Source organism: Schaalia sp. JY-X169 (genome assembly GCF_014069575.1).
GTDB lineage: Bacteria > Actinomycetota > Actinomycetes > Actinomycetales > Actinomycetaceae > Scrofimicrobium.
Genome location: NZ_CP059675.1, coordinates 1,508,737 through 1,532,970, shown reverse-complemented (window position 1 = coordinate 1,532,970; position 24,234 = coordinate 1,508,737). Strand labels below are relative to the sequence as shown.

Here is a 24,234-nt window from a genome sequence, read left to right as displayed (position 1 = left end):
CGTCACGCCGCTTCAGTACTGAATGGGTAAGTCTTGGAAAGGTATCGCGATGGCGCAACGCTTCAACCGCGCAATGGAAGTTATGGGCTGGAGGATTCCCGACGAGGATGAAGTTTCTTTCGACGATGTCTTAGCCGGCACCGAAGAAGCTGAGATTCGCGAGGTTGATTTCCAGTCCTACACGGCAGTCGCTGAGCCGAAGTTTGATGTTGTGTCAAAACCAGCTGCATCGGTGCGACGTATCTCAACAGTTCACCCATCTTCCTATGGGGATGCTCGCCTGATCGGTGAAGCGTTTCGTGATGGCACTCCGGTGATTATGAACCTTGAGGAGTTGCCGGATGCTGAGGCGCGCAGAATCGTTGATTTCGCGGCGGGTCTAGTTTTTGGCATGCACGGGGCAATCGAACGGGTCACAGCCCGCGTGTTCCTGCTGTCCCCGCGGGACGTCGAAGTTTCGTCGCAGGCCACTGGTCACGCCACCAACATTTTCGGCTAAGCGAGGACTGTTAGGTGGGTTCAATACTCGTAATCCTCGGCAACCTGGTGTCATTGGCCGCATCCCTATACACACTGGTTCTTTTGGCACGTGTGATTTTTGATTGGGCCAGGGTGCTGGCCCCACAGTGGTATCCCCCGGGTTGGTTGCTTGCGATCATTGATGTGATCTACAAGCTCACCGATCCTCCAGTCCGCTGGCTGCGGAAATTCATTCCGCCGATTCGGTTGGGTACAGTCGCCATCGATGTTGGCTTCATGGTGCTTTTTATTGGTGTTATCTTGTTGCAGAGAGTTGGTGGGTGGATCGCCTATTTAGGGTACGTGAATAGCTAGACCATTCAGCAAGTAAGACCGTACTCTGTTACAGATGTTGCAAATGTTGCGCATGGGGAACCGGGTATCGGTATGATCTAGAAGTAAGCGGCATGGTTGAGGTTGATTGACCAGAGTCGTTGGCTGTCGGTTCTACCACCCGGTAGGCCGGTGTCTTACGAATTTGACGATGACAGAGGTGAACAATATGGCGCTCCTTTCCGCCGACGACGTTCTGAACAAGACATTTCAGTCCGTTAAGTTCCGTGAGGGATACGACCAAATCGAGGTTGATGAGTTCCTTGACGAGGTCGTTGCTACGATCTATGCACTTTCGGTTGAGAACTCAGAGCTGAAGGAAAAGCTCTCGGTTGCCGATCAGCGAATTCAGGATCTTCAGTCTGGCGTTGCCGATCACGCCGCCCCTGAGGCTGAGACAACGGTTGTCGAAGCCGTTGTAGAGGAACCAGCACCGGTTGTTGAGCCGGTTATTGAAGAAGATCCGGCTCCAGCCGTTGATCCAGCAGATCCTCAGGCGGCGGCCTCGATGCTCGCACTCGCTCAGAGGCTTCACGATGAGTACGTCAATGACGGTCGTGAAGAGGGTGAACGGATTGTAGCGGACGCACACCAGCAGGCCAGAGGCATTGTTGAAGAAGCCAATGGCAAACGCGACGAAATCTTGACCAAGCTGAGTTCTGAGCAGAGTGCGCTTGAGGACTCGATTAACAACCTGCGCGGATTTGAAGCAGACTACCGTTCCTCGATTTCTGAGCACCTACAGAAGCTTCTTGGGGATCTGCAGTCAGACGCGAAGCCTCAGTAGCCACGTACTTGTAGCATTCACGATGTCCGCCTCCTGTTGACGGGGGCGGACATTCTGTGTTCATGGTGTGCGCTCCTCCCGCTGGCGCACTCCTACCGCTGGCGCACGCGCCCTCGCGCCGCTGACGCACCGGGCCGCTGACGCGCCTCCCGCCGCTGCTGGCGCGCGCTGCCGCCGCTGCTGGCGCGCTCTCACGCCGCTGTGGCGTGGAATGTATACGCCGGGACGAAAACCGCGTCTGGGGTGCGTACCCCACACGATCATTTCGCCCCCACGTATACATTTCGCAGGTGGCCGGCTGGGGCAGTGGTTGGGTGCCCGACCGCGCGGGGCACCCAAGTGTTACGGAGCCGGTTATGCCTTGCGGAGCGAGTTACGCCTAACGGAGCGGGTTTGGTCCCATTTGCCCTGAAATCACACCGTTATGCAAGCCAAACCCGCTCCGTTAGGCGTAACTCGCTCCCTTATGACACGGGGCAGCGCCGCTACCAACCTCAACAACAAGCAGAGAACAACCCACCGACTCGAAATAGTCTGGCAGCCCGCGCCTAACGCGAAATGTATGCGTGGGGACGACGGATGCGGCTGGGGTAGGGACCCCAGGGGCACATTTCGCCCCCACGTATACATTTCAGTGGGTGGACGGCTGGGATGTGGGCAGCCGCTGGGGCAGTGGACGGCTGGGATGTGGGCAGCCGCTGGGCGGGAGGGTGCTGGGGATGTGGGCAGCTTCGGCCCTGCGGGTTGCGCGTAACCCCAGGGGCTAAGCTGTTGGTCTATGCGCGATAATCCTGTCAGCCCCCCGTCGTCCCAGCTAAATCCACCCCACACGAAGAAGAGGTCATTATTCTGGTTGGTGGCTCTTGTTGCCATCGCAGCTCTTGGCCTTGATCTTCTAACAAAAGCCTGGGCCCTTGCGAACCTTGAGGAAGGCGTCGCGCAACCATTTTTGGGGAACTTCATTCAGCTGCAGCTAATCCACAACCCGGGTGCAGCATTCTCTTTGGGCGCGGGTTCAACTTGGATTTTCACAATTCTGTCGATCGGTATCATCGGTCTGATCCTCTGGTACGCGACACGCGTGTACAGCCCATCCTTAGCGATTCTTCTGGGTCTCATAGCTGGCGGCGCCGCGGGTAACCTTTGGGATCGGCTCACGCGCCCACCAGCCATCGGGCAGGGTCACGTCGTTGACTTCATCAACTACAACGGGTGGTTTATCGGCAATGTTGCTGATATCTGGATCGTCGGTGCCGCCCTCGTCCTCATCGTGTGGAAACTGTTTGAAAAGGACAGTGACGAAGAGAAGGACGCCAGTCTCGAAGCCGCCGGTGGCAGAAGTGAGTAGCCCCCGCATCCTGCCAGTTCCCGAGGGATTGGTTGGGGAACGGATCGACGTGGGGCTTTCCCGAATGCTGGGACTGTCCCGAAGTCAGTGCGCATCTCTGGTTGAAGAGGGGAGGGTGCTGGTCGACGGAGAAGTTCCTTCAAAATCTCTGCGCCTTCCCATGGGGGTCCTTCTTGAAGTGGATCTCCCGACGCCGGACACAACTCCGCCGCCCACAGCGTCCCTCGACATTCTGTACGAGGACGAAGACCTTATTGTCATCAACAAGCCTGTCGGAGTAGCAGCGCACACCGGGCCGGGATGGGATGGTCCGACGGTGATTTCCAGTCTGGAGGCTGCGGGAGTGCGCGTCTCTACCTCGGGTCCGACCGAACGTCAGGGGATCGTGCAGCGGCTCGACGTTGGCACCTCTGGCGCAATGATGGTTGCCAAGTCCGAACTGGCTTACGGGAGATTGAAGAACGCCTTCCGGAGGCGCGAGGTGCGCAAAATATACCACGCTGTAGTCGAAGGCCACCCGGACCCGTCCAGGGGAACAATTGACGCACCGATTGGCCGCCACCCGTCCCGCACATGGCGAATGGCTGTCACCGAGGATGGAAAACGCGCGACAACCCACTACGACGTCGAAGAGCTCATGGCGGGTGCCGCTCTTCTGGAGGTGAACCTTGAGACAGGGCGAACCCACCAGATCAGAGTTCACATGGCAGCCATAGGCCACCCCTGCGTCGGGGATGTGTTCTACGGGGCAGACCCTCGTAGAGCCGAGGAGCTTGGTTTGGTGAGGCAGTGGCTTCACGCCGTCGAGGTCGAGTTCCGGCACCCGCGGACCGAAGAGAAGGTCGTTGTGAGCGCACCCTATGCGGCGGACCTTGAGTCTGCCCTGGAAACTTTGCGAAACGGCGCCGCTTAGGATCGCAGCGCGCCAAGATGTCGGAGGGCGCTACTAGGATGGCGGGCATGGCTGCTACACGTAATGGTTTCGTCCACCTTCACAACCACACCGAATACTCGATGCTTGACGGGGCTGCAAAAATCAAGCCGATGGTTGCTGAAGCGGTTCGGCTTGGCCAACCCGCGCTCGGCATCACAGACCACGGCTACCTCTTTGGGGCCTATGAGTTCTATCGGGAGTGCGTTAGTGCCGGAATCAAGCCGATCATCGGCTTGGAAGCCTACGTGACACCGGGGACCTCAAGGTTCGACAAGTCCAAGGTGACGTGGGGGGAACCATGGCAGAAGAATGACGACGTCTCAGCCCGCGGCACCTACACGCACCTCACGCTCCTTGCTCACAGTACGCAGGGGGTTCACAATCTTTTTCGTATGGGATCCATGGCTTCTCTGGAAGGTCAGGTTGGCAAGTACCCCAGGGTTGATAAGGACCTCATGGCCCGCTACCACGAAGGGATCACAGTCCTCACAGGGTGTCCTTCAAGCGCGGTGCAGACCCGTATGCGCCTGGGCCAGTGGGATGAAGCAGTGAAGGAAGCCGGAGAACTGCGGGACATTTTCGGAGCTGATCGGTTCTACGTTGAGCTAATGGACCACGGGATTGAAATCGAACGCAAGACCCGCGATCAGCTGCCACGACTCGCGGAACTGCTCGGGGCCCCAATGGTGGTCTCGAACGACTCCCACTATGTTTCTAAGGAGGATGCCCACACCCAAGAGGCAATGCTTGCTCTGCAGTCCACGACGACGCTGCTGGACAAGCCCTACCATGAGGGCGGTCCCAGGTTCGCTTTCGAGGGCGATACGTTCTACCTGCGGTCAACCGAAGACATGCGTCGCACCTGGAAGGAACTCCCGCAGGCACTCGACTCCACGTTGGAGATTGCAGAGAGAAGCGATGTCACTTTCAGGACAACATCTGACGGGGCTAACTACATGCCGCGTTTCCCCACTCCTCCGGGCGAAGATGAGCAGTCGTGGTTCGTGAAGGAGGTAAGAAAGGGGCTCCACGCTCGTTTTGGTGAGAGCATTCCAGCCCACGTCCTCGACCGCGCGGAGTTTGAAGAGGGTGTCATCCTCCAGATGGGCTTCCCGGGCTACTTCCTGGTTGTTGCCGACTTCATTGGCTGGGCCAAGTCACGGGGGATTCGCGTTGGTCCGGGAAGGGGCTCGGGTGCCGGTTCGATGGTTGCCTACGCGATGGGAATCACCGACCTGAACCCGATTGAACACGGGCTGCTGTTTGAGCGCTTCCTGAACCCCGAACGTGTCTCAATGCCCGACTTTGACGTCGACTTCGATGAGCGCCGCAGGGATGAGGTGATTGGATACGTCCGTGAGAAGTATGGGGATGACCGTGTCGCGCAGGTTGTCACCTACGGAAAGATCAAGTCGAAGCAGGCGCTGAAGGATTCCGCCAGGGTCATGGGTAGGGAGTACAGAGTCGGGGAAGAGCTTACGAAGGCTCTGCCTGGTGACGTGATGGGTAAGCCCATGTCACTTGCTGGGATTTTTGACGACAAGCACCCGCGGTACGCGGAAGCTAAGGAGTTCCGCAAGCTTTATGAGGAGAGGCCGGATATCCATGATGTTTTCGACCTCGCAAAGCGCCTTGAGGGCATAACCCGGCAGTGGGGCGTGCACGCCTGCGCGGTCATCATGTCCAGTGAACCTCTGGCCGACGTCATTCCCCTCATGATGCGACCCCAAGACGGGGCGATCATCACCCAGTTCGACTACCCATCTTGTGAAGATCTGGGTCTGCTGAAGATGGACTTCCTGGGCCTGCGCAACCTGACCATAATTTCCGATGCGCTCGAGAACATCCGTCTGGGCGGTAAGGAAGTACCCGACCTTGACTCGCTAGCCCTCGATGATCCCAAGACCTATGAGTTGCTCGGCCGCGGTGACACTCTGGGCATCTTCCAGCTCGAGGGCGGAGGGATGCGAGAGTTGTTGGCTACCATGCAGCCCGACAACTTTGAGGACATATCCGCAGTTGGCGCACTATATCGGCCCGGCCCCATGGGGGCGGGTTCGCACACCAACTATGCGCTGCGCAAGAACGGGCGCCAGGCCGTCGTTCCGATTCACCCGGAACTGGAGAAACCGCTAGAAGAAATCCTCGGCGCGACTTTTGGTTTGATCGTCTACCAAGAGCAAGTTATGCAGATTGCCCAGAAGGTTGCCGGCTACTCCCTGGGACAAGCTGACATGCTTCGACGTGCCATGGGTAAGAAGAAGAAGGAGATCCTCGACAAAGAGTTCGAACCGTTCAAGGCGGGAATGCTCAACAACGGTTTCTCCGAAGACTGTGTCAACACTCTGTGGGGAATCCTGGTTCCCTTCTCTGACTACGCGTTCAACAAGTCTCACTCCGCCGCATACGGACTGGTCTCCTATTGGACTGCTTACCTCAAAGCAAACTTCCCGGACGAATATATGGCTGCGCTCCTCACATCTGCGGCAGCCAGCACGGACAAGCGAGCGCTCTACCTGGCTGAGTGTCGACACATGGGAATCCCCGTAGCGCGCCCGGATGTGAACCGCTCTCGTGATGTTTTCACAGCCGACTCTGAGGGAGTGCGGTTTGGCATGGCCTCAATCCGCAACGTTGGAAAGAACGTTGTTGATGGGATCGTTTCTGCGCGCGAGGCAAAGGGCGACTTCACATCGTTCCAAGACTTCCTCGACAAGGTGCCAATCGAGGTCTGCAACAAGAGAACAATGCAGTCTCTGATCAAAGCCGGTGCTTTTGACGGGTTTGGTCATCCACGCCGGGCTCTGCTCGCTAGGAGCGACGACGCTGTCGATGCCGTGATTGATCTGAAGCGCAATGAGGCACACGGGCAGTACGACCTCTTCGCGGCCTTAGACGGTGACAGTGGGGGAGCGTCCTCGTTCACTGTTGAGATCCCGGAGATTGCGGAATGGGACCGCAAGGAGAAGCTGGCATTCGAACGGGAAATGCTTGGACTCTACGTTTCCGATCATCCCTTGCGAGGCATGGAGAGGTCACTACCACGACACCAGGACGTGGAGATTGGCAAGATCAAGGAAGAGCCCCGCAAGTTCGACAACCAACGCATTACGATCGCCGGATTGGTTACGGGCCTGGAAGTGCGCCTCAACAAGCAGGGGCTCCCCTGGGCGATCGTGACGCTTGAAGATTTTAGTGGCTCAATCGAGGTGCTCTTCTTCCCCAGGCAGTACGAGGGGGTTCAGGAAATCCTGGAACAGGACCAGATTGTCGCCGTCACCGGACGCATTGGGATCAGGGATGATCAGGCATCCATGACCGGAAACAGCGTGAGAATCTTGGAGCTGCGTGACCGCAGTGACATGCCCGTGGAGATTTCGCTGAACGCTCAGGACTGCACGCCGGAACTGCTGGGGCGACTCAGTGAAACCCTTTCGGGCTACCCGGGCAGCGCCAGGGTCCGGGTGCATCTACGCGACCGATCCAAAGAGACCACGATTGACCTGGGTGACAGGCTCCTCGTGGATCCGGATTCTTCTTTCTACGCGGCAGTGAAGGGGCTTCTGGGTGCCTCAGCAGTTTCTTGACCGAAATGACGGGTACTCAGCGCTGGCTGGGTCTACGCGGCGGCCAGCCTTCGATCGGATCGGCGCTAAGCGCCCTGTACTTCGTAGTATTGCAGGGTGCGAATCATCGACCTACGCGAAGCGGATCCCGGAGTAACCTTCCAGGATCTGCTTCCCAGACCAAAAATTGACACAACAGCCGCAACCGAGGTTGTTCGTCCCCTCATAGAGGATGTGCGAATCCGCGGGGCAGAGGCGCTTTACGATCTTGATGAGAGGTTCGATGGCGTTCGGCCGGCGTCGCTTGCGGTTTCACCGCAGGCGCTGGCCCAGGCACTCGCTGACCTGGATCCCAAGGTGAGGCGTAGCCTGCAGGTCTCTATTGACAATGCCCGACTTGCTCACAGTGCACAGATTCCCCTTCCCGCTGCCACAGAGGTCGTGCCGGGTGGGATGGTTTACCAGAGGTGGGTCCCACTTGGTCGTGTGGGCCTGTATGTGCCCGGCGGTCTTGCGGTCTATCCGTCCTCGGTCGTTATGAACGTGGTGACCGCCCAGGTGGCAGGTGTCAAGTCGATGGTTGTCGCCACCCCTCCTCAAAAGGAGTTCGGGGGCTTGCCACACCCGACAATTTTGGCCGCGTGCGCAATGCTTGGAGTGAAGGAAGTGATTGCGGTGGGCGGTGCCCAGGCAATTGCGGCCATGGCGTACGGGTTCGAGGACGGGGAGTATCGTTGCGCCCCGGTTGACAAGGTGACTGGCCCTGGGAACGTTTACGTGGCTGCCGCGAAGCGTGTCGTCCAGTCTGTTTGTGGCATCGATTCAGAAGCTGGAACAACAGAGATTGCGATTCTGGCGGACGAGGGCGCAAACCCGCTCTTCGTGTGTACCGACCTGATCAGTCAGGCCGAGCATGACCCAGCTGCTGCTTCCGTCCTCGTCACCCCCAGCGAAACACTGGCGGACGAGGTCGTCAGGCTCCTTCCGGGTCTGGTTCGGGAGGCCGCGGAGAGCGAACGAATCGCTACTGCTCTCGGTGGACCTCAGTCGGCAATCGTTCTGACAGGGTCTCTTGACGAGGCCGTTGAGGTTGTTGAGGCATATGCTCCGGAGCACCTGGAAATACAGACACGCAACGCCCTCGAACTCTCCGAGAAGATAACAACCGCAGGTGCGGTTTTCGTTGGTGACTACACGCCGGTCCCACTGGGTGACTACGTTGCGGGTTCTAACCATGTGCTTCCCACGGGCGGTACCGCGCGTTACTCGGCGGGGCTGAACGTGACACAGTACTTGCGGTCCATGCAGGTCGTCGACTACTCGAAGCGGGGGCTGCGGGCAGTTGCCCCGGCTCTTATTGAGCTCTCTCACGCCGAGGGGCTCTACGCTCACGGAGTGGCAGCGGAGGTCCGCTTTGAAGGTGAGCAGTTGCCTTCGGTTCTTGCGCAGGTCGATAGTAGCGGGGCGCCGGACTTTGTGGCGCGGCTTCCGTTCCGCATCGAACTTGAGGGTGTGGAGCCGTACGGGGCACCCATGATCGATGTTCCTGTCCGACTGAACGTCAATGAGAATCCATTCCCACCCAGCCCAGAAGTTATCGAGTCGATCGCCCGCGCGGTGGCGGACGCGGCCTCGAACCTGAACCGCTATGCGGACAGGGATGCCGTGGAGTTGCGGGAGGACCTAGCCGCGTATGTGAGCGCAGAATCAGGCGTGGCAGTGACTGCCGGTCAGGTGTGGGCAGCTAACGGGTCGAATGAGGTAATGATCCAGTTGCTGCAGGCCTTTGGCGGGCCGGGGCGCAGCGCACTGGCGATGTGGCCGACATACTCCATGTATGAGGAGTATGCCCGGGACACGTTCACCAACTGGGTGCTTGTGGGAGGTCCGGGTCCCGATCCACGGCAGTTGCCGCACTTTGACAAGACCCAACTTATCGGGGCTATGCGGGCGCAGCGGCCCGCCGTCGTCTTCATCCCCAGTCCGAACAACCCGACCGGTGAGGCCATCGGTAATGACGCGCTAGCGGATGTGCTTGAGGCTTCCACGACCTCGGGGCCCCGGGACACGAGGACTGGCCAACCCACATCTTCGATCATCATTGTGGATGAGGCATATGCGGAGTTTCGTGCTTCGGGCGTTCCTTCGGCACTCGAGTTGCTCGCAGAGCATCCCAACCTCGTTGTGACACGAACCATGTCCAAGGCCTTTGCGGCTGCCGGACTGCGGCTTGGCTACCTTGTGGCGGACCCGCGGATCATCCACGAAGTACAGAAAGTGCGCTTGCCCTACCACCTCTCCCTGATCACACAGGCAGCGGCGCGGGCGGCTCTGCGTCACGCAGACAGCCAGATGCGGCAGGTCGAGCTGATCCGTAGCGAACGCTCCGTACTCGCGAAGTGGCTTGAGGAGCAGGGCTTCGTGGTGTCGTCATCGTCCTCGAACTTTTTGCTGTTTGGGCCACTTCTAAACAGGCGCGAAGTGTGGGAATCACTGGTTGCCGACGGCGTCCTCATCCGGGAAGTGGGACCCGAAGGCTACCTGCGGGTTACAGTGGGAACCCAGGCAGAAAATGAAGCGTTCAAGGCCGCTTTGAAGGAGGCGCTGTGACGACACAGGAGCGAGTTGCAACGGTGATGCGAAAGACCAGTGAGTCTGACGTGACTGTCACGATTAATCTTGACGGAAGTGGGGCGAACACGATCGATACCGGCGTGCCCTTCTACGATCACATGCTCACTGCGCTTTCCAAGCACTCCCTGATCGACATGCAGATCAAGGCAACGGGAGACGTTCATATTGATGTGCATCATACGGTCGAGGACGTGGCGATAACCCTGGGCAAGGCTCTTGCCAAGGCGCTTGGTGACAAACGGGGACTGCGCCGCTACGGAACTGGCTTCGCACCCCTGGACGAATCACTCGCGCGCGCTGTGGTCGACGTGGCTGGACGCCCCTACTGCGTGGTGACCGGCGAGCCTGACGGCCAGACCTATCACCTCATAGGCGGTCACTACACCGGAGCCATGACCCAGCACGTTTTTGAGTCGCTCGCATTCAATGCGGGTCTGTGCCTACACGTGACACTCCTGTATGGCCGCGACCCCCACCACATCGTTGAGGCACAGTTCAAGGCTCTCGCACTCGCCCTCAGAGAGGCTGTCGCCCTCGACCCCCGGGTAGTTGGGATTCCATCAACCAAGGGTGCTCTGTAGCTGAAATGACTGACGACATGAGTTTTGACGGAGATGACCTAGACGCAGAGTTCTTCAAAATGGTTGAGGACGTGACGCCCTCGGCTCGCAGATTCTGCCGGGCATTAGTTATATCGCCCATTGATTCGCCGGGTGCACTCAGGGCAGCATTGGACATGGTCGGTTCACCGGCCCCCGTGGTTTCGCTTGGAAGAGCCAGTGCCGTTTACCTGGAAGTGGAAGTGGAAGAGGAGGATCCGGATCAAGATGCGGAGCTGCTAGCTCTGCTCGCTGAGGAGCCCCCCTTGCCACCGGAAGTCGACCAGATGGGCAAACTTCTGTCCAAACTCAGCGCACACGGCAGCGTTGCTATCGCCTCATGGACGACTGAGGAGGACAGCGAAGCGGAGAGCGCACCGCCGGAAGTGAACGGTACCATCGCTGCGATGAGATACGTCAACGGTGAGGCGGAGGTGCCTCTCCCTTCCGGCCTCGTTCTGGCGGGACTGGATCTTGCCGCAGAAGAACTGCTCCTGGGGCGAATCACCCCGGAACAGGTGGATGACTACAGGGAACCCGGTCCATGGACCGGCTGGCTCAAGGGCCGGGGAAAGCGATAGAACAATGAAGCTTACGCTCCTTCCAGCAATCGACATTGTTGGTGGTAAGGCTGTGCGCTTAGTGCAGGGCGAGGCCGGGACTGAGACCGAGTACGGTCATCCCGTGGAAATTGCTCGTCAGTTCCGGGACGCCGGCGCCGAATGGATTCATCTGGTGGATCTTGACGCTGCATTTGGGCGTGGAAGCAACCAGGATCTGCTGGAGCAGGTGATTGACGCTACCGACCTCTTCGTGGAGCTCTCCGGTGGGATTCGCGGTGAAGAATCACTGGTGCGCGCCCTCGACATGGGAGCGACCCGGGTCAATCTGGGGACAGCTGCGCTTGAGAATCCGGACTGGACTGAGAGTGCCATTGGCCGATTTGGTGACAGGGTCGCTGTGGGTCTTGACGTCCGTGGGGACACTTTGGCTGCGCGTGGATGGACGAAGGAGGGCGGGAATCTCTGGGAAACGCTGATGCGACTGAACATGGCCGGATGCGCCCGCTATGTTTTGACCGACGTGGGTAGGGACGGGATGCTCAATGGGCCCAACATTGAACTTCTTGAAAGGGTTGCCGGACGCACTGATGCCCCGATCGTTGCATCGGGTGGGGTTTCCTCACTTGAGGACATCGCGGCTCTGCGAACCCTGGTTCCCATTGGAGTTGATAGCGCCATCGTTGGGAAGGCGCTTTACGCGGGCAAGTTCACTCTGGAAGAGGCCCTGAAAGTTGCCGCGGGGCAGTGACAGTCGAACGGGTGAATGGACTCACGCAGGCGCAGCGCTTGAAGATGGAGCAACGCCTCAACTTGCATCATGACAGGTCCGACCGGGGACAACTGCTTCCGCTGACGGCCATTGCCCTGGCTGAGCCGTCGGGGTCGGTCCGTCAGAAGGCTGGCAGGGCAGTGGCCCTTGCCGCCGCGCTGGTAAGTGAACGGCTTGTGGTGCCAGTCCCCGTAGAAGTGCACCCAGACGATGCGGGAGAACATCGGCATCAAGGCTTGGGGATGGAAGATGAGATTCCCCTGCCGGTCGCAGCTGGGGCATTCGGCAACACGGTAATAGCGTTCTCGTCTGCTGAGCAGCTGGCAGCGTGGGACCCCGTGGCAAGACCGATGACAATGAGTGCGCAGCGAGTCGCCCTCTTCGCGACGCAGACCGCCGCGCCGCCGTCGATCGTGGTGGACGTGGCATCGTCCTCGCCCGTCACACTGCCGGTAGCTGCCGTCCATGCACTTGTTGGTGGTGACACGTGGCTGCCGCCGTGGGCGGACCCCGCGCTAGCCGCTGACCTAGTGGCGGCTGCGCAGACTCAGTGCTCAGACATTGTTGATGTGCGTGTGGCACCGACAGTCACCCCGGGTCAAGATGGGGCATGGGTGGGGGCGCTGCAAGTAACAATCTTGTTCCTCGCGGATATAGGTGCTGATTTCGCTACTCAGAGGCAGTCGCTTGCTAATGCGCTTTCGGAGGTAAGTCACCACCCGCGGCTTGCGGCCGCAGCTCCCGCCGTAGAACTGGTACCGAAGCCAGTGGCGGCTGCTTAGCCTGTTGTGAGCAGGCTGTGACTGGTTCCACCAGCGCAAACGTTCGCAGGTCTCGGCCTCAGGCAAAACCACTGGTAGAGTTGACGGCGACCGAAACGGCTAACCTGCAGAAGGTTTGCCGAACGTAAGTGGAGCTAATCCCACCTGGGGGCCCACCGCACAGCGTAAGTTCTGCGGCAGGATACGACAGCTGGAAACAGTTGTTTGGATCCGGAGGCGCCGGGTAATGCGGGCGTACTGCTGTGAGCAGAGGTACGTCTGCTTGAGGGATAGCTCCGTGCGCGTTGATCGGCACGGAGTTTTTTGTTGGCTCAAGTAGGGCCAAACATTGGGAAGGAGAGGCGCCATCAGCGAACCTCGCATCAATGATCGGATTCGAGTTCCGGAAGTACGGCTTGTTGGCCCAGCGGGCGAACAGGTCGGCGTTGTGCGCGTTGAAGATGCGCTCAGGCTTGCTGAAGAAGCAGGCTTGGACCTAGTTGAGGTAGCGCCGGAGGCGCGTCCTCCCGTAGCCAAGTTGATGGACTACGGAAAATACAAGTATGAGGCCGGGCAGAAAGCGCGTGATGCGCGCCGTAACCAGGCAAACACACAGCTCAAGGAGATTCGTTTCCGCATCAAGATTGATGACCATGATTTCGCCACAAAGACGGGTCATGTGAAGCGATTCCTCGAGGGTGGGGACAAAGTCAAAGTCATGATCATGTTCCGCGGTCGCGAACAGTCGCGTCCTGAAGCTGGCATTCGTTTGCTACAGCGTCTTGCGGACGAGGTCGCTGACATCAGCGTCGTCGAGTCGACTCCACGCCAGGACGGCCGCAACATGACAATGGTTCTTGCTCCGACCCGTAAGAAGGCCGATGCAATGGTTCAGCAGCGTGAACGCCGGGAGGCTGCACGTAGTGAACGCCGTGCGAAGCACGAAGTGCGTAGTCAGCGGGACCAGGTTCGCCAGTCCCGTTCGGACTTCTAACGAACTTGCACCCGTCCTCGTTCCTCTTGGGACGGGTGGCGCCGATTTGAAAAGGAAAGATAATGCCAAAGAACAAGACGCACTCCGGGGCGAAGAAGCGTTTCCGCACCACCGGTAGCGGCAAGATCATGCGTGAGCGTGCTGGTACCCGCCACCTCATGGAGCACAAGTCATCCCGCAAGACCCGTCGTTTGGCGAACGATGTTGAGATTGCGCGATCAGACAAGAAAGAGGTCCGTTCACTTCTGGGCAAGTGAACGTACGGGAACTGACTTTAGGAGAACACTTCAATGGCACGTGTAAAGCGTTCAGTAAACGCAAAGAAGAAGCGCCGCGACGTACTTGAGCAGGCCTCGGGCTACCGTGGTCAGCGCTCACGCCTGTACCGCAAGGCAAAGGAACAGGTCACTCACAGCCACGTTTACGCATACCGTGATCGTCGCAACAAGAAGCGCGATTTCCGTCGCCTGTGGATCCAACGCATCAACGCTGGCGCCCGCGCGGAAGGCTTGACGTACAACCGTTTCATCCAGGGTCTTAACCTGGCTGGCATCGAGGTTGACCGCCGTATGCTTGCGGACATGGCCGTCAACGATCCAACATCGTTCTCAGCTCTGGTGAAGGCTGCAAAGGCAGCTTTGCCTGCCGATGTGAACGCGCCGAAGGCTGCGTGATTCAAGTTTCTAAGAGCGTGATTTGCTCTTAGTAACACGGCAAAGAGCTCGCTTCACAGCGTGACTCTAAGAGTGAGGGTGTCCCTGCGGGGGCGCCCTCTTCTTCTTTTGGAGGGCCGCCGGGCGGGGCTCCCGGGTATTACGGAGCCGGTAACGCCTTACGGAGCCGGTAACGCCTTAGGGAGCGAGTTTGGCCCCATTTCCCCTTGAATCACACTGTTATGCAAGCCAAACTCGCTCCGTTACGCGTAACTCGCTCCGTAACGCGTAACTCGCTCCCTTTTGGCACGGGCAGCGCCAGTACCAACCTCAACAACAAGCCAACAACAACCCGCCGACTCCAAATAGCCTGGCAGCCCGCGCTGGCAGGCAGCCGCCCCGCCTCCAAGCGCGAAATGTATACGTTGGGGCGAAAAGTGGGTCGCGGGTATCGACCCCAAGCATGCATTTGATCCCAACGTAAACATTTCGCGGCGGGAGCGGTAGAGAAGGGGCGTGAGTGAGGGGCGTCGCGGCGGGAGCGGAGGCGATCCATGTGTATCATGCTGGGCGTGATCGGGCCAGCGGGGGTCGTGGAGGGGGGGAGTCGGCGGCGCCCTCTTCAGCCAGCAGGTGGGTTGGCGCCGAGGGGACAGGTAGAGTTTCAACCATGACACAACCCCCGATGATCGATAACCCACGCTCCGACCGGATCAAGGCCGTAGCGTCGCTGACCGGCAGGTCCGCGCGAAGGCGCTCCGGCCGCATCCTGGTCGAAGGGCCACAGGCGGTCCGCGAACTGGCATTGCACCGGCCAGAATCCATCATCGATATCTACATCACCGATCGGGTCGAGATGGCCGACCCCGCGCTTGCAAAGGCTGTGCGTGAGGCAACCCGGTGGGTTCATTCCGTTACCCCGGAGGTGGCCGCTGCGATAAGTCCTGACTGTCAGGGGATTGCGGCCGTCGCGGGCGCCGAGGCCCTCGAGCATGGAGCCGAGCAAATCTGGGAGAGGTTGGATCTTGACCTCGCGGCTCTCGAAGCCAAGAGCATCCCCGGCGCATCAGACGTTCCCGTGCCACCAGATGTCTCCGTGCCATTTGTCGTATGCCTGCCTGAGACGCAGGATCCGGGCAATGTTGGGACTGTGATTCGCTCAGCTGACGCGATGGGTGCGGCCGCAGTGATCCTTGGCTCGGGAACCGCAGATCCCGCAAACCCCAAGGTGATACGAGCCTCTGCGGGGTCGGTCTTCCATATTCCTCTGGTCCGTGTTCCCCTAGAAACCGTACGGGGCAATCTCCGCCCTGGCGACTGGGCCATGCTTGGGACCGCAGGACACGGAGCAGACGTGAGACTGGATGACATTGCCAAGGCCGCCCTAACCGGGCACGGTGACGCACTGACAGCGGTCCTTGCGCGGCCGCACGCCTGGGTCTTTGGCAATGAAGCGCGTGGCTTGGCTGCGGAAGACATCGTCCTGTGCGACCTGCTTGTCGAGATTCCCCTGGCCGGCCACGCAGAGTCACTCAATGCGGCTGCAGCAGCGGCCATGTGTTTATACATCTCCCACCTGGCAACGGCAAATCATTAGGACGAGGACGGTAGAACCGATGAGAGTAAGTGAACTTAGTGAGAGCCAACTGATCTCTCGTATCCTTCCGTACCTGCCTGAGGGGCCCCTCACGCTGCTTGGATCTGGTGACGATTGCGCGGTTGTGGGTGCGCCGGGAGCAAGGTTTGTCGTGACGACAGACGTTTTGGTCGAGGGCGAGCACTTCACCCGGGACTGGTCCACAGGTGCGGAAGTGGGGGCGAGGGCGGCTGCCCAAAACCTCGCGGATGTGGCGGCCATGGGAGCGAAGCCAACCTCGCTCGTGGTGTCGCTGGTCCTTCCCCCTGATTTGGAGGTCGCCTGGCTGGAAGACCTAGCTGGCGGCTTGGGAACAGAGGCGTATCGAGCCGGCGCCGGGGTAGTCGGGGGAGATCTGAGTAGGGGCCCCGTCCTCGTCATCTCTGTCACCGCTCACGGCACACTGGCTGGCGCGCCCATCACACGGAGCGGAGCTTCGCCGGGGGATACCCTCGCCATTGTGGGAACACTTGGCAGGTCAGCGGCAGGATTGGCTGCGCTTGACTCCGGTGCGGTCGCGCCGTCACTTCACGGCGCCCAGGTCCCCACCCCGTTTCAAGAGCCGGTTGCCCTCTATCGCAGCCCCAAGCCGCCACTGGAGGCTGGCCCTCTCGCAGCGCAACGCGGCGCTACGGCAATGATGGATATTTCTGATGGCCTGGTGGTGGACGCAACTCGCCTGGCGGAAGCTTCCGGCGTCGCCCTCGACATCACTCGGTATGGACTGCACGACGACTTGGCGGCTCTAGAGAAGGTGGGCAACGCCCTCGGCGCTGACCCACAACAGTGGGTGCTGTACGGCGGTGAAGACCACAGTCTCCTTGTGGCGTTCCCACCTTACGTCCTCGTCACAGCACCTTTCCGTACAATCGGCACGGTTGGTGACTACGGGGAGGCGCGAAGAGGGGAGGGGCGCACGCGCGTCACACTCGACGGCACCTCACTGAGAGGCGGCTTTGACCACTTTGGTGGGGGAGCGAAGTAGCGGGTCTAGTTCCACTGGCTTAGTTTGCTAAGGAACCGCTGCAAACCGGCTGTCTTCGGGTTGGCGAAAGTTTCATTGCTTGGCCCGTGCTCGCAAATCACACCGTCGCTGAGGTAGGCAACCCTGTCGCAAGCCTTCCGCGCAAATCCCATTTCATGTGTGACGATGATGAACCGTGTCCCCTCCGTCTTCAGTCCATCGATCAGATCCAGGACCTCTGCGGTGTATTCGGGGTCGAGGGCGCTGGTGGGCTCGTCGAGCAACAGCATCTTCGGCTCGGGGGCCACGGCTCGAGCAATGGCAACCCGTTGGCGCTCACCACCAGAGAGCTGTGAGGGGTGCTTGCCCACTACGACATTGAGGCCAAACCTGTTGAGCAGCTCCTCGGCTCGCTCCCGCGCTTCGCCCTCGCCCACACCGTGGACGACCCGCAGGGGGAGGGCAACGTTCTCCAGGGCAGTCAGGTGGTCAAAAAGCCCGGCATGTTGAAAGACGAACCCGAGGCTAGCCCGATACGCGGGGAGGGTGCGCGCCTGGTAGTTGACGAGGGCGCCCTCGACCGCGACTTCCCCAGATGTGGGAACCTCCAGTCCACCAATAATGCGCAGCAGCGTCGACTTCCCACCGCCGGACGGTCCGATCAGTGCGAGGGTCGAGAAATGCTCGTCAAGATTGACCCCCCAGAGAACCTCTTGATCCCCAAACGACTTTTTCAGGTCCCGAAGCTCAATGCGCATAGTCAAACTTCCGCTCGAAGTGGGAGCTCACAAACATCAGAGGCAGAGTCAGACAAAGGTAGAGGCCGCCGAGGAAGATGTATCCGCCAAAGAAGTTGTAGTTGGTTGCGGTGATCTCGCGGATTGTCTGTGTCACCTCAATGATGGCGATGACTGACAGAAGGGACGAATCTTTGATGAGTGAGGCGAACTGGCCGGTCAGTGCGGGCAGTGTCCGCGCCACCATCTGTGGGATAACCACGTAGCGGAGTGTTTGGGGTTTAGTAAACCCGACCGCATCTGCGGCAAGTAGCTGGTCTTTGTCTAGGGACGAGGCCGAACCCCGGATGATCTCAGCAATATATGCTCCGGTGAAAATTGAGAGGATAAGGATTCCTGCAACAGTCTTGTTGTTGATTCCCCAGGCTGTTCCGATGATGTAGTAGAACAGGTAGATCTGCACCAGAAGTGGGGTGCCCCGAATGATCTTGACGTAGAAGTCAGCGGCATATCGCAGTGGCAGAACGCGTGATCGGGCGGCAACTGCAACAGGGATACCGATGATCATTGACAGCACGAGGGATGCGGCACAGATCTGCAGTGTCAGCACAAATCCGTCGAGGAGCCGATGTCTGTATTCGCCGACAAAGCCAAAATCGAGTTGTACTCCGGCGCCATAAAGTGAGAGCCAAAAGAGCCCAACAATAATGATGACAACGAAGAGGTAGTTGATGAGCGCCTTCAGTGGAGGCGTCCTCGTTCCCCGATCAGAAGTGAACCACCGCCTTAGTCCAGGGTGAAGAACCACGTGAAACCCAGATCGTCAAAGGCCTGCTTTTCATCGGCAAGGTACTTGTCTGTGATGCGGTCAAAACCGCCATCGGCAGAGTAGCTCGCGATGAACTCGTTGAGCTGTTCCCTTAGCTCGTCGTTGCCCTTGGCGACAGCAATTCCCCAGAACTCGGGGTCTTGGAAGGGGATGAACACGGCCGTTGTCGTATCCGGGTTCCGCTGCTGGTTGCGGTAGATCGTAAGTTGGTCGTAAAGGAAGGCATCGGCCTTCCCCTGGACGACCTCTGTCACCGCTGCGCTTTCGTCAGCGAGGCGAACGATCTGGGCTTCGGGAAGATTCTTCGTGGCAAAAACATCGCCGGTGGAGCCAGTTTTCACAGCAACGGTTTTGTCCGGCGCGTTCAGGTCGGCAATATCGGTGATGTCCGAGGCCGAGTTGGCAAGGATAGCCAGTTGTGCTCGTGCGTACGGATCGGTGAAGTCAACCGACTGCGCACGGTCCTCCGTGATCGTCATTGACGACATGACTGCGTCTGCCTTACCTGTTTGCAGCATGGGGATGAGGCCATCGAATGCGGTGTTTTCAATGGTGAGGTCGTAATCGTACTGCTCTGCAAAGTCGCGCATGAAGTCGGGTGCCACGCCCTCGGGTTCACCGGCCTGGTTCTTCGTCTCAAAGGGGGGATAGGCCAACTCCATGGCGACAACCAGGGGTTTTCCTCCGGAAGCAGGGCCGCTTTCAGAGCCACCCTTGGGCTCACCGGAGTTGGCGGAGCACCCTGCAAGCGCCAGGACTCCGGCAATGATGAATGTGACGGCGGATGGCAGCGCTTGGCGTCTCATGCGTTTTCCTCCCTGTAAACAGTGGCGTCGCCAGCTTACAGATGTGGGACGAGGGCGATGGTGAGCGCCCATGGGGACAACAAAAGATCCCCCGCCAAAAGGTGGGGGATCAGTGTCTGCTACGACTACGTGTCACGCTGCGCGCTGGACGCGATCGCTCTTGATGCAGGTGGTGCAAACGTTCATACGCTTCGTTTCCCCGTTCACCAGGGCGCGAACACGCTGGATGTTGGGGTTGAAACGGCGGTTCGTGCGCACGTGCGAGTGCGAGACCGACTTGCCGAACTGCGGAGCCTTTCCACAGATATCGCATACCGAGGCCACGGGGTCCTCCTCATTAGTTCCAAAAGTCTAAATCGCCATCTTGACTGATGACCATTCCGCCCCCACATCGGGCGGGTTAGACCGCGCGTCGAAGAAGCAACTAAGCAAGATTAGCCGAATCAGGGTTACATGGACAAACAACCGGGCCCAAAAAGCGCTGTAGAGTCGCCCACACTTGTCGCCTCGTCGAGTCCCAATCGGCGTATCCGGCCTCGAGAATCGATTATGTCGGAACCTAGTGTAAGACTTGGCTGAAGAAGATGGCAGCTTAGGAAGTGGGGAAATGGACGCGGTAGGTCTTGAGACACCGTTGACGCTCTGCGTCGGCAAAGCTGCGGTCAGGCGGTTGGCTGACGGCGGGCTGTCGACTGTGCGTGATCTTGTCTACTATTCGCCAAGGCGCTACTACTCCTGGGGACGGCTCACCAACATCCAGTGGCTCAAGGTTGGTGAAGAAGCAACGCTTCTGGTTCAGGTGGTGAACGCAAATCTGGTTTCGAACCGATCGGGACAGGGGGTACGTCTGATGGTTGACGTAACGGATGGAACCCAGCGCCTCACCTGCACCTTCTTCGCGAAGAACCGCTACATGCTTGCCCCCCACCAACGTCTCCTCAAGCCGGGTTCAACGGTGCTGGTATCGGGGAAGATCGGGGAGTTCCAAGGCAAGCTGCAGATGGTGCAGCCCGAATTTGAGGAGCTTGAGGATTCGTCGCCTGAGGCGGTTGCTAGGCGTGCAGGGCGTCCCATTCCCATTTACAAGGCGGTTGGCGGCCTCCCCTCGTGGAAAGTCAGTGCGCTGATCGGCACGGTTCTGGAGCGGCTTGATGACAGTCAGATCCCCGAGGTTATCCCGGATGAGGTGCGCGCCCGCTACAGTCTGATGTCCGCGCCAGCTGCACTGCGAAATATGCACCAACCTGAAGCCACAGTTGATTGGGAAACCGCAAAGCGAACCCTCGCTTGGGAAGAGGCTCTGGTTTTGCAGACCGCGCTCCTTTCAGGCCGCAGGGATGCCGCGGGGCACCTGGTGAGGAAGGCTCACCCATTGGCACCTCACGACGGTGGGGCAGGCAGTGTTGAGGCCCTGATCAATGGGCTCCCGTTCTCTCTCACAGAATCCCAGATTCAAGCGTGGGGACAGATCTCAGCAGACCTGGCCCTGCAAGTCCCGATGCAACGTTTGCTTCAAGCGGATGTAGGCGCTGGGAAAACCGTCATGGCCCTCTTGGCGATGGTTTCGGCTGTTGAGAATGGTTTCCAGGCCGCACTTCTTGCCCCAACAGAGGTGCTGGCTCGCCAGCATTATTCGTCCCTAGGTGATCTCCTGACCCGCGCGGGTCTTGATGTTCCACTGCATCTCCTGACCGGAAAACGCTCACAGGCGGAAAAGAATGAGGCTCTCTTGCGCCTAGCGGCGGGTGAAGCCGGGATCGTTGTCGGCACACACGCACTAATCCAAGAGGGGGTGGAAATCCCCCAGCTTGCGCTCCTGGTCGTTGACGAACAGCATCGTTTCGGGGTGGCACAGAGGGAGTACCTGCGGGAAGGTAGGGAATGGACCCCACACCTCCTAGTCATGACGGCTACCCCAATCCCTCGAACCATTGCCATGACTGTATTCGGGGATCTTGACGTCACTCTCATGAAGGGGATGCCTCCGGGCAGGCTGCCCGTAGAGACACATTTGGTCAGCAACACAAACGCCGCGTGGATGAAACGCATATGGAGCCGCGCAAAGGAGGAAGTTGAAAAAGGCGGCCGCGTGTATGTGGTCTGCCCCAGGATTGACGGGGGCGAAGCCAGCTCGGACCTCGGCCGTGACGGCCTTGGGGAGGAAGTCACCATCGAGGCTGAGGGCGACGACGTTCCCGGTGACGGCACCGTTGGCTCCGACGTGCCAGCCGCAGAAGTGGTGGCAGAAAACCTCCGGTCCATGCCTGAGCTAGACGGCATTCGTGTCGGACTTGCGCACGGACGCAGAAGCCCCGAAGAAAATGCGGCGGCCTTCTCACAGTTCGCTTCTGGTGAGGCACCGATTCTCGTCGCAACCACAGTGATAGAAGTGGGGGTTGATGTACCAGAGGCGACACTTATGATCGTCCTTGGAGCTCAACGGTTCGGTCTGTCCCAATTGCACCAACTTAGAGGCAGGGTGGGGCGATCAACGACCCAGAGTGTCTGCCTGCTCGTTCATAGCCCAACGCAATCACCGGTGACTGAAGAACGGCTTGACGCCATCGCAACAACGACAGACGGGTTCACGCTTGCGGAGATTGACCTGAGGTTGCGCAGTGAGGGGGATGTTCTGGGGCAATCGCAGTCGGGACGTTTCTCAGGGCTAAAGTTCCTCTCAGTACGCTCCGATGGCGCTACGATTGCCGCGGCGCGTGGGGTTGCGCGCAGCATCCTTGCGGATGACCCTGCGCTACTTGGCAGCAGTGCGCTGGCAAGCGCTGTCCAAGCCTCTCTCGGGACTGAGGCCGTGTGGCTGGAAAGGAACTAGGCGAATGACACGCATCATCGCCGGGGCCGCAAAGGGGCGCAGGCTCGAAATTCCCTCTCAGGGGACTCGACCGACCTCGGACAAGGTGAGAGGAGCTATTTTTTCTAGGCTTCTTGGGTGGGGCGCAGTTGAGGATGCACACGTTCTTGACCTATTTGCGGGTTCTGGCGCATTGGCTTTGGAAGCACTGTCCAGGGGCGCGGCAGACGCCGTAGCCGTGGAAAAGTCTCCTGCAGCCAGCGCAGTAGTTCGCAAGAACGCCCAGAGCTGCGGGGTCCAGGACGTGCTCACGGTAGCCACAAGTGACGTCACCGACTATCTGAAGCGTGCCCGGCCAACGCGGGAAGGACTCGACCTCGTTTTCATTGATCCCCCGTACAGTTGCACCGAACAGGAGGTAAGTGGGGTGCTTGAGGCTCTGCTTCCGCACCTCCACGTGGATGCCACGATTGTTTTGGAGCGGGATGGAAGATCGCCCGAGCCGACTATTCCCCCTGAACTTACGGTGCTCTCAGGCAAGCGCTGGGGTGATACCGCGGCGTGGTACCTGGGGTTGGCAGCAAGTGAAGCCTAGGATAACCCCATGGTGACGGCACTCTTTCCAGGCAGCTTCGACCCCGTGACAAACGGGCATTTGGACCTGATCACCAGAGCGGCCCAGATTTTTGATCACGTTGTTGTGGCCGTTGGCTTCAACATGGCGAAGCCGGGCTGGATGTCAGTTGCGCAGAGGGTGGAGCTGTTGCGGCGCACAGTGGAAGATCAGCTGGAGCTGGATAACGTTTCGGTCGGGCAGTTCGAGGGGTTGACGACAGACTACGCAGAGCACGTTGGTGCGACCGTCATTATCAAAGGAAGCCGCTCGTCCGCAGACTGGGAATGGGAATACACTCAGGCAGCGGTAAACCGCAAGCTTTCTGGCATCGACACGCTGATCTTGCCAGCAGACTCGCAGTGGGCAACCCTGTCCTCATCAATCGTCAGGGAGCTGGCCAGGTACGGTGCTCCTCTGGAGGGGCTGGTCCCACCTCTGGTGGCGGCCGCCATTGACGGCAGACACAGCGAATTGTCCCAGCAATCGAACGCTTCGACCCTAGACTTGGAAGAAGCGAAGGACCGTGAGGATGGAGCCGGGAAGCAGCGCCCGGTTTCGTGAGTGCACGCGAACAATAGAGAGTCTTGATACAGGAGCGCCGATGCCGCAACGATACGATTCAGAAGACCACGCCCCCCTTGATGTCACCCCCCCGGCAAATGATGATGCTGGGACGCTGGAAGATAGGGACATTTACGCGGAGGGCGGATCATACGGTCCGTCCACTGTTATCGCGGCACTCGACCAAATCCAAATTCTTGTTGAGTCTGCGCGCGCCGTGCCACTTTCCGCAAACATTGTCCTCAACAAAGCGGAGATCCTTGACCTAGTGAATCAGGCGCGCGAAGCGCTTCCAGATGACCTGGTTGTCGCTGACGCAGTTGTTGCGGATGCTGATGCCGTTCTTGGCAGGGCTGACGATGTCGCAGAGGCAGCGGTTGCCGAGGCATCTTTGAAGGCACGCACGCTCCTTGATGATGCGCGCAGTAAAGCCGATGCTCTCCTAGCTGAAGCAGTTGATGAGGCAGAACGCAAGGTTGGACGTGCCAATGAAGAGGCCGCAACGGTGAAGGCACGGGCAACGTCCGAGGTTGAAGCCTTGCTTGCTGACGCGCACGCGCAGGCCGACCGCTTGGTGTCTGCCGACCAAATTACGGAGATCTCGCAGCAGCGGGCCCGAGACCTGGTCATGCAGGCTAAGCGTGAAGCCGCGGGCCTTCGTCAAGGGGCCGAATCATACGTTGCAAACTCTCTTGAACAGACGTCAAGCCTGCTCAACGACCTTTTGCGCCGCACAGAGGCGGGGCTTCGCGCACTGTCAGATCGTGAAAGGGTTGACGAGGCGGCTAACATCAATCTCGACTGATCGGCCACCCT

General features: G+C 59.2%; 24 protein-coding genes. 20 read left to right on the top strand and 4 right to left on the bottom strand.

The window, feature by feature from the left end; translation table 11 throughout:
- The first annotated feature begins 49 nt into the window (after window positions 1-49).
- From H2O65_RS06755 to H2O65_RS06685, 16 genes are all read left to right on the top strand, one after another.
- Window positions 50-499: a cell division protein SepF gene (locus H2O65_RS06755; RefSeq protein ID WP_182140997.1), complete on the top strand. Its 450-nt coding sequence runs from the start codon at window positions 50-52 to the stop codon at window positions 497-499.
- A 14-nt stretch (window positions 500-513) separates the two neighbouring features.
- Window positions 514-834: a YggT family protein gene (locus H2O65_RS06750; RefSeq protein ID WP_259349476.1), complete on the top strand. Its 321-nt coding sequence runs from the start codon at window positions 514-516 to the stop codon at window positions 832-834.
- Between the two features lie 169 nt (window positions 835-1,003).
- Window positions 1,004-1,639: a DivIVA domain-containing protein gene (locus tag H2O65_RS06745; RefSeq protein WP_310649223.1), complete on the top strand. Its 636-nt coding sequence runs from the start codon at window positions 1,004-1,006 to the stop codon at window positions 1,637-1,639.
- A gap of 778 nt (window positions 1,640-2,417) precedes the next feature.
- Window positions 2,418-2,987 (top strand): signal peptidase II, encoded by a 570-nt coding sequence (lspA, locus tag H2O65_RS10390; RefSeq protein ID WP_259349475.1) that lies wholly within the window; start codon window positions 2,418-2,420, stop codon window positions 2,985-2,987.
- Complete coding sequence (locus tag H2O65_RS06740) at window positions 2,980-3,900, top strand: RluA family pseudouridine synthase (RefSeq protein ID WP_259349609.1); 921 nt, start codon at window positions 2,980-2,982, stop codon at window positions 3,898-3,900. Before lspA ends, H2O65_RS06740 begins: the two co-directional genes overlap by 8 nt.
- A 47-nt stretch (window positions 3,901-3,947) precedes the next feature.
- Window positions 3,948-7,508 (top strand): DNA polymerase III subunit alpha, encoded by a 3,561-nt coding sequence (dnaE, locus tag H2O65_RS06735; RefSeq protein WP_182140995.1) that lies wholly within the window; start codon window positions 3,948-3,950, stop codon window positions 7,506-7,508.
- A 96-nt stretch (window positions 7,509-7,604) separates the two neighbouring features.
- Window positions 7,605-10,097, top strand: coding sequence for a histidinol-phosphate transaminase (locus H2O65_RS10565; protein WP_182140994.1), 2,493 nt, complete (start codon window positions 7,605-7,607; stop codon window positions 10,095-10,097).
- Window positions 10,094-10,702, top strand: a complete 609-nt coding sequence (gene hisB / locus H2O65_RS06725) for an imidazoleglycerol-phosphate dehydratase HisB (RefSeq protein ID WP_259349474.1) — start codon at window positions 10,094-10,096, stop codon at window positions 10,700-10,702. Before H2O65_RS10565 ends, hisB begins: the two co-directional genes overlap by 4 nt.
- A 5-nt stretch (window positions 10,703-10,707) precedes the next feature.
- Complete coding sequence (locus H2O65_RS06720) at window positions 10,708-11,301, top strand: hypothetical protein (protein WP_182140993.1); 594 nt, start codon at window positions 10,708-10,710, stop codon at window positions 11,299-11,301.
- Window positions 11,302-11,305: 4 nt separating this feature from the next.
- Window positions 11,306-12,031 (top strand): bifunctional 1-(5-phosphoribosyl)-5-((5-phosphoribosylamino)methylideneamino)imidazole-4-carboxamide isomerase/phosphoribosylanthranilate isomerase PriA, encoded by a 726-nt coding sequence (priA, locus tag H2O65_RS06715; RefSeq protein ID WP_182140992.1) that lies wholly within the window; start codon window positions 11,306-11,308, stop codon window positions 12,029-12,031.
- Window positions 12,028-12,834, top strand: a complete 807-nt coding sequence (locus H2O65_RS06710; protein WP_182140991.1) for an SseB family protein — start codon at window positions 12,028-12,030, stop codon at window positions 12,832-12,834. Before priA ends, H2O65_RS06710 begins: the two co-directional genes overlap by 4 nt.
- Before the next feature lie 328 nt (window positions 12,835-13,162).
- The gene (gene infC, locus H2O65_RS06705) at window positions 13,163-13,807 is read left to right on the top strand and encodes a translation initiation factor IF-3 (protein WP_182140990.1); all 645 of its coding nucleotides are present in this window, start codon (window positions 13,163-13,165) and stop codon (window positions 13,805-13,807) included.
- A gap of 62 nt (window positions 13,808-13,869) precedes the next feature.
- On the top strand, window positions 13,870-14,064 hold the full coding sequence (gene rpmI, locus H2O65_RS06700) for a 50S ribosomal protein L35 (protein WP_182140989.1): 195 nt from the start codon (window positions 13,870-13,872) through the stop codon (window positions 14,062-14,064).
- Between the two features lie 33 nt (window positions 14,065-14,097).
- Window positions 14,098-14,481, top strand: a complete 384-nt coding sequence (gene rplT, locus H2O65_RS06695) for a 50S ribosomal protein L20 (protein WP_182140988.1) — start codon at window positions 14,098-14,100, stop codon at window positions 14,479-14,481.
- Window positions 14,482-15,130: 649 nt separating this feature from the next.
- Window positions 15,131-16,057, top strand: a complete 927-nt coding sequence (locus tag H2O65_RS06690; RefSeq protein ID WP_182140987.1) for an RNA methyltransferase — start codon at window positions 15,131-15,133, stop codon at window positions 16,055-16,057.
- Between the two features lie 19 nt (window positions 16,058-16,076).
- On the top strand, window positions 16,077-17,081 hold the full coding sequence (locus tag H2O65_RS06685; RefSeq protein WP_182140986.1) for a thiamine-phosphate kinase: 1,005 nt from the start codon (window positions 16,077-16,079) through the stop codon (window positions 17,079-17,081).
- A gap of 5 nt (window positions 17,082-17,086) precedes the next feature.
- Here H2O65_RS06685 and H2O65_RS06680 read toward each other — a convergent pair whose 3' ends face one another.
- The 4 genes from H2O65_RS06680 to rpmB all read right to left on the bottom strand — a co-directional run bounded on the left by H2O65_RS06680 (window position 17,087) and on the right by rpmB (window position 19,756).
- Window positions 17,087-17,818 (bottom strand): amino acid ABC transporter ATP-binding protein, encoded by a 732-nt coding sequence (locus H2O65_RS06680; protein WP_182140985.1) that lies wholly within the window; start codon window positions 17,816-17,818, stop codon window positions 17,087-17,089.
- Complete coding sequence (locus tag H2O65_RS06675) at window positions 17,808-18,605, bottom strand: amino acid ABC transporter permease (RefSeq protein ID WP_182140984.1); 798 nt, start codon at window positions 18,603-18,605, stop codon at window positions 17,808-17,810. Before H2O65_RS06675 ends, H2O65_RS06680 begins: the two co-directional genes overlap by 11 nt.
- A complete protein-coding gene (locus tag H2O65_RS06670) occupies window positions 18,584-19,432 on the bottom strand; it encodes a transporter substrate-binding domain-containing protein (RefSeq protein ID WP_182140983.1) in 849 nt (282 codons plus the stop codon). Before H2O65_RS06670 ends, H2O65_RS06675 begins: the two co-directional genes overlap by 22 nt.
- A 132-nt stretch (window positions 19,433-19,564) precedes the next feature.
- Window positions 19,565-19,756, bottom strand: a complete 192-nt coding sequence (rpmB, locus tag H2O65_RS06665) for a 50S ribosomal protein L28 (protein WP_182140982.1) — start codon at window positions 19,754-19,756, stop codon at window positions 19,565-19,567.
- Between the two features lie 283 nt (window positions 19,757-20,039).
- Here rpmB and H2O65_RS06660 point away from each other — a divergent pair, with 283 nt between their 5' ends.
- The 4 genes from H2O65_RS06660 to H2O65_RS06645 are packed head-to-tail and all read left to right on the top strand — an operon-like array spanning window position 20,040 to window position 24,223.
- The gene (locus H2O65_RS06660) at window positions 20,040-22,262 is read left to right on the top strand and encodes an ATP-dependent DNA helicase RecG (RefSeq protein ID WP_182140981.1); all 2,223 of its coding nucleotides are present in this window, start codon (window positions 20,040-20,042) and stop codon (window positions 22,260-22,262) included.
- Window positions 22,263-22,266: 4 nt separating this feature from the next.
- Window positions 22,267-22,836: a 16S rRNA (guanine(966)-N(2))-methyltransferase RsmD gene (gene rsmD / locus H2O65_RS06655; protein WP_182140980.1), complete on the top strand. Its 570-nt coding sequence runs from the start codon at window positions 22,267-22,269 to the stop codon at window positions 22,834-22,836.
- Between the two features lie 9 nt (window positions 22,837-22,845).
- Window positions 22,846-23,418 carry a pantetheine-phosphate adenylyltransferase gene (coaD, locus tag H2O65_RS06650; RefSeq protein WP_182140979.1) on the top strand — a complete coding sequence of 191 codons (573 nt, stop codon included), beginning with the start codon at window positions 22,846-22,848 and terminating at the stop codon, window positions 23,416-23,418.
- 40 nt (window positions 23,419-23,458) lie between these two features.
- Window positions 23,459-24,223, top strand: a complete 765-nt coding sequence (locus H2O65_RS06645) for a hypothetical protein (protein ID WP_259349473.1) — start codon at window positions 23,459-23,461, stop codon at window positions 24,221-24,223.
- The last annotated feature ends 11 nt before the right edge of the window (window positions 24,224-24,234 follow it).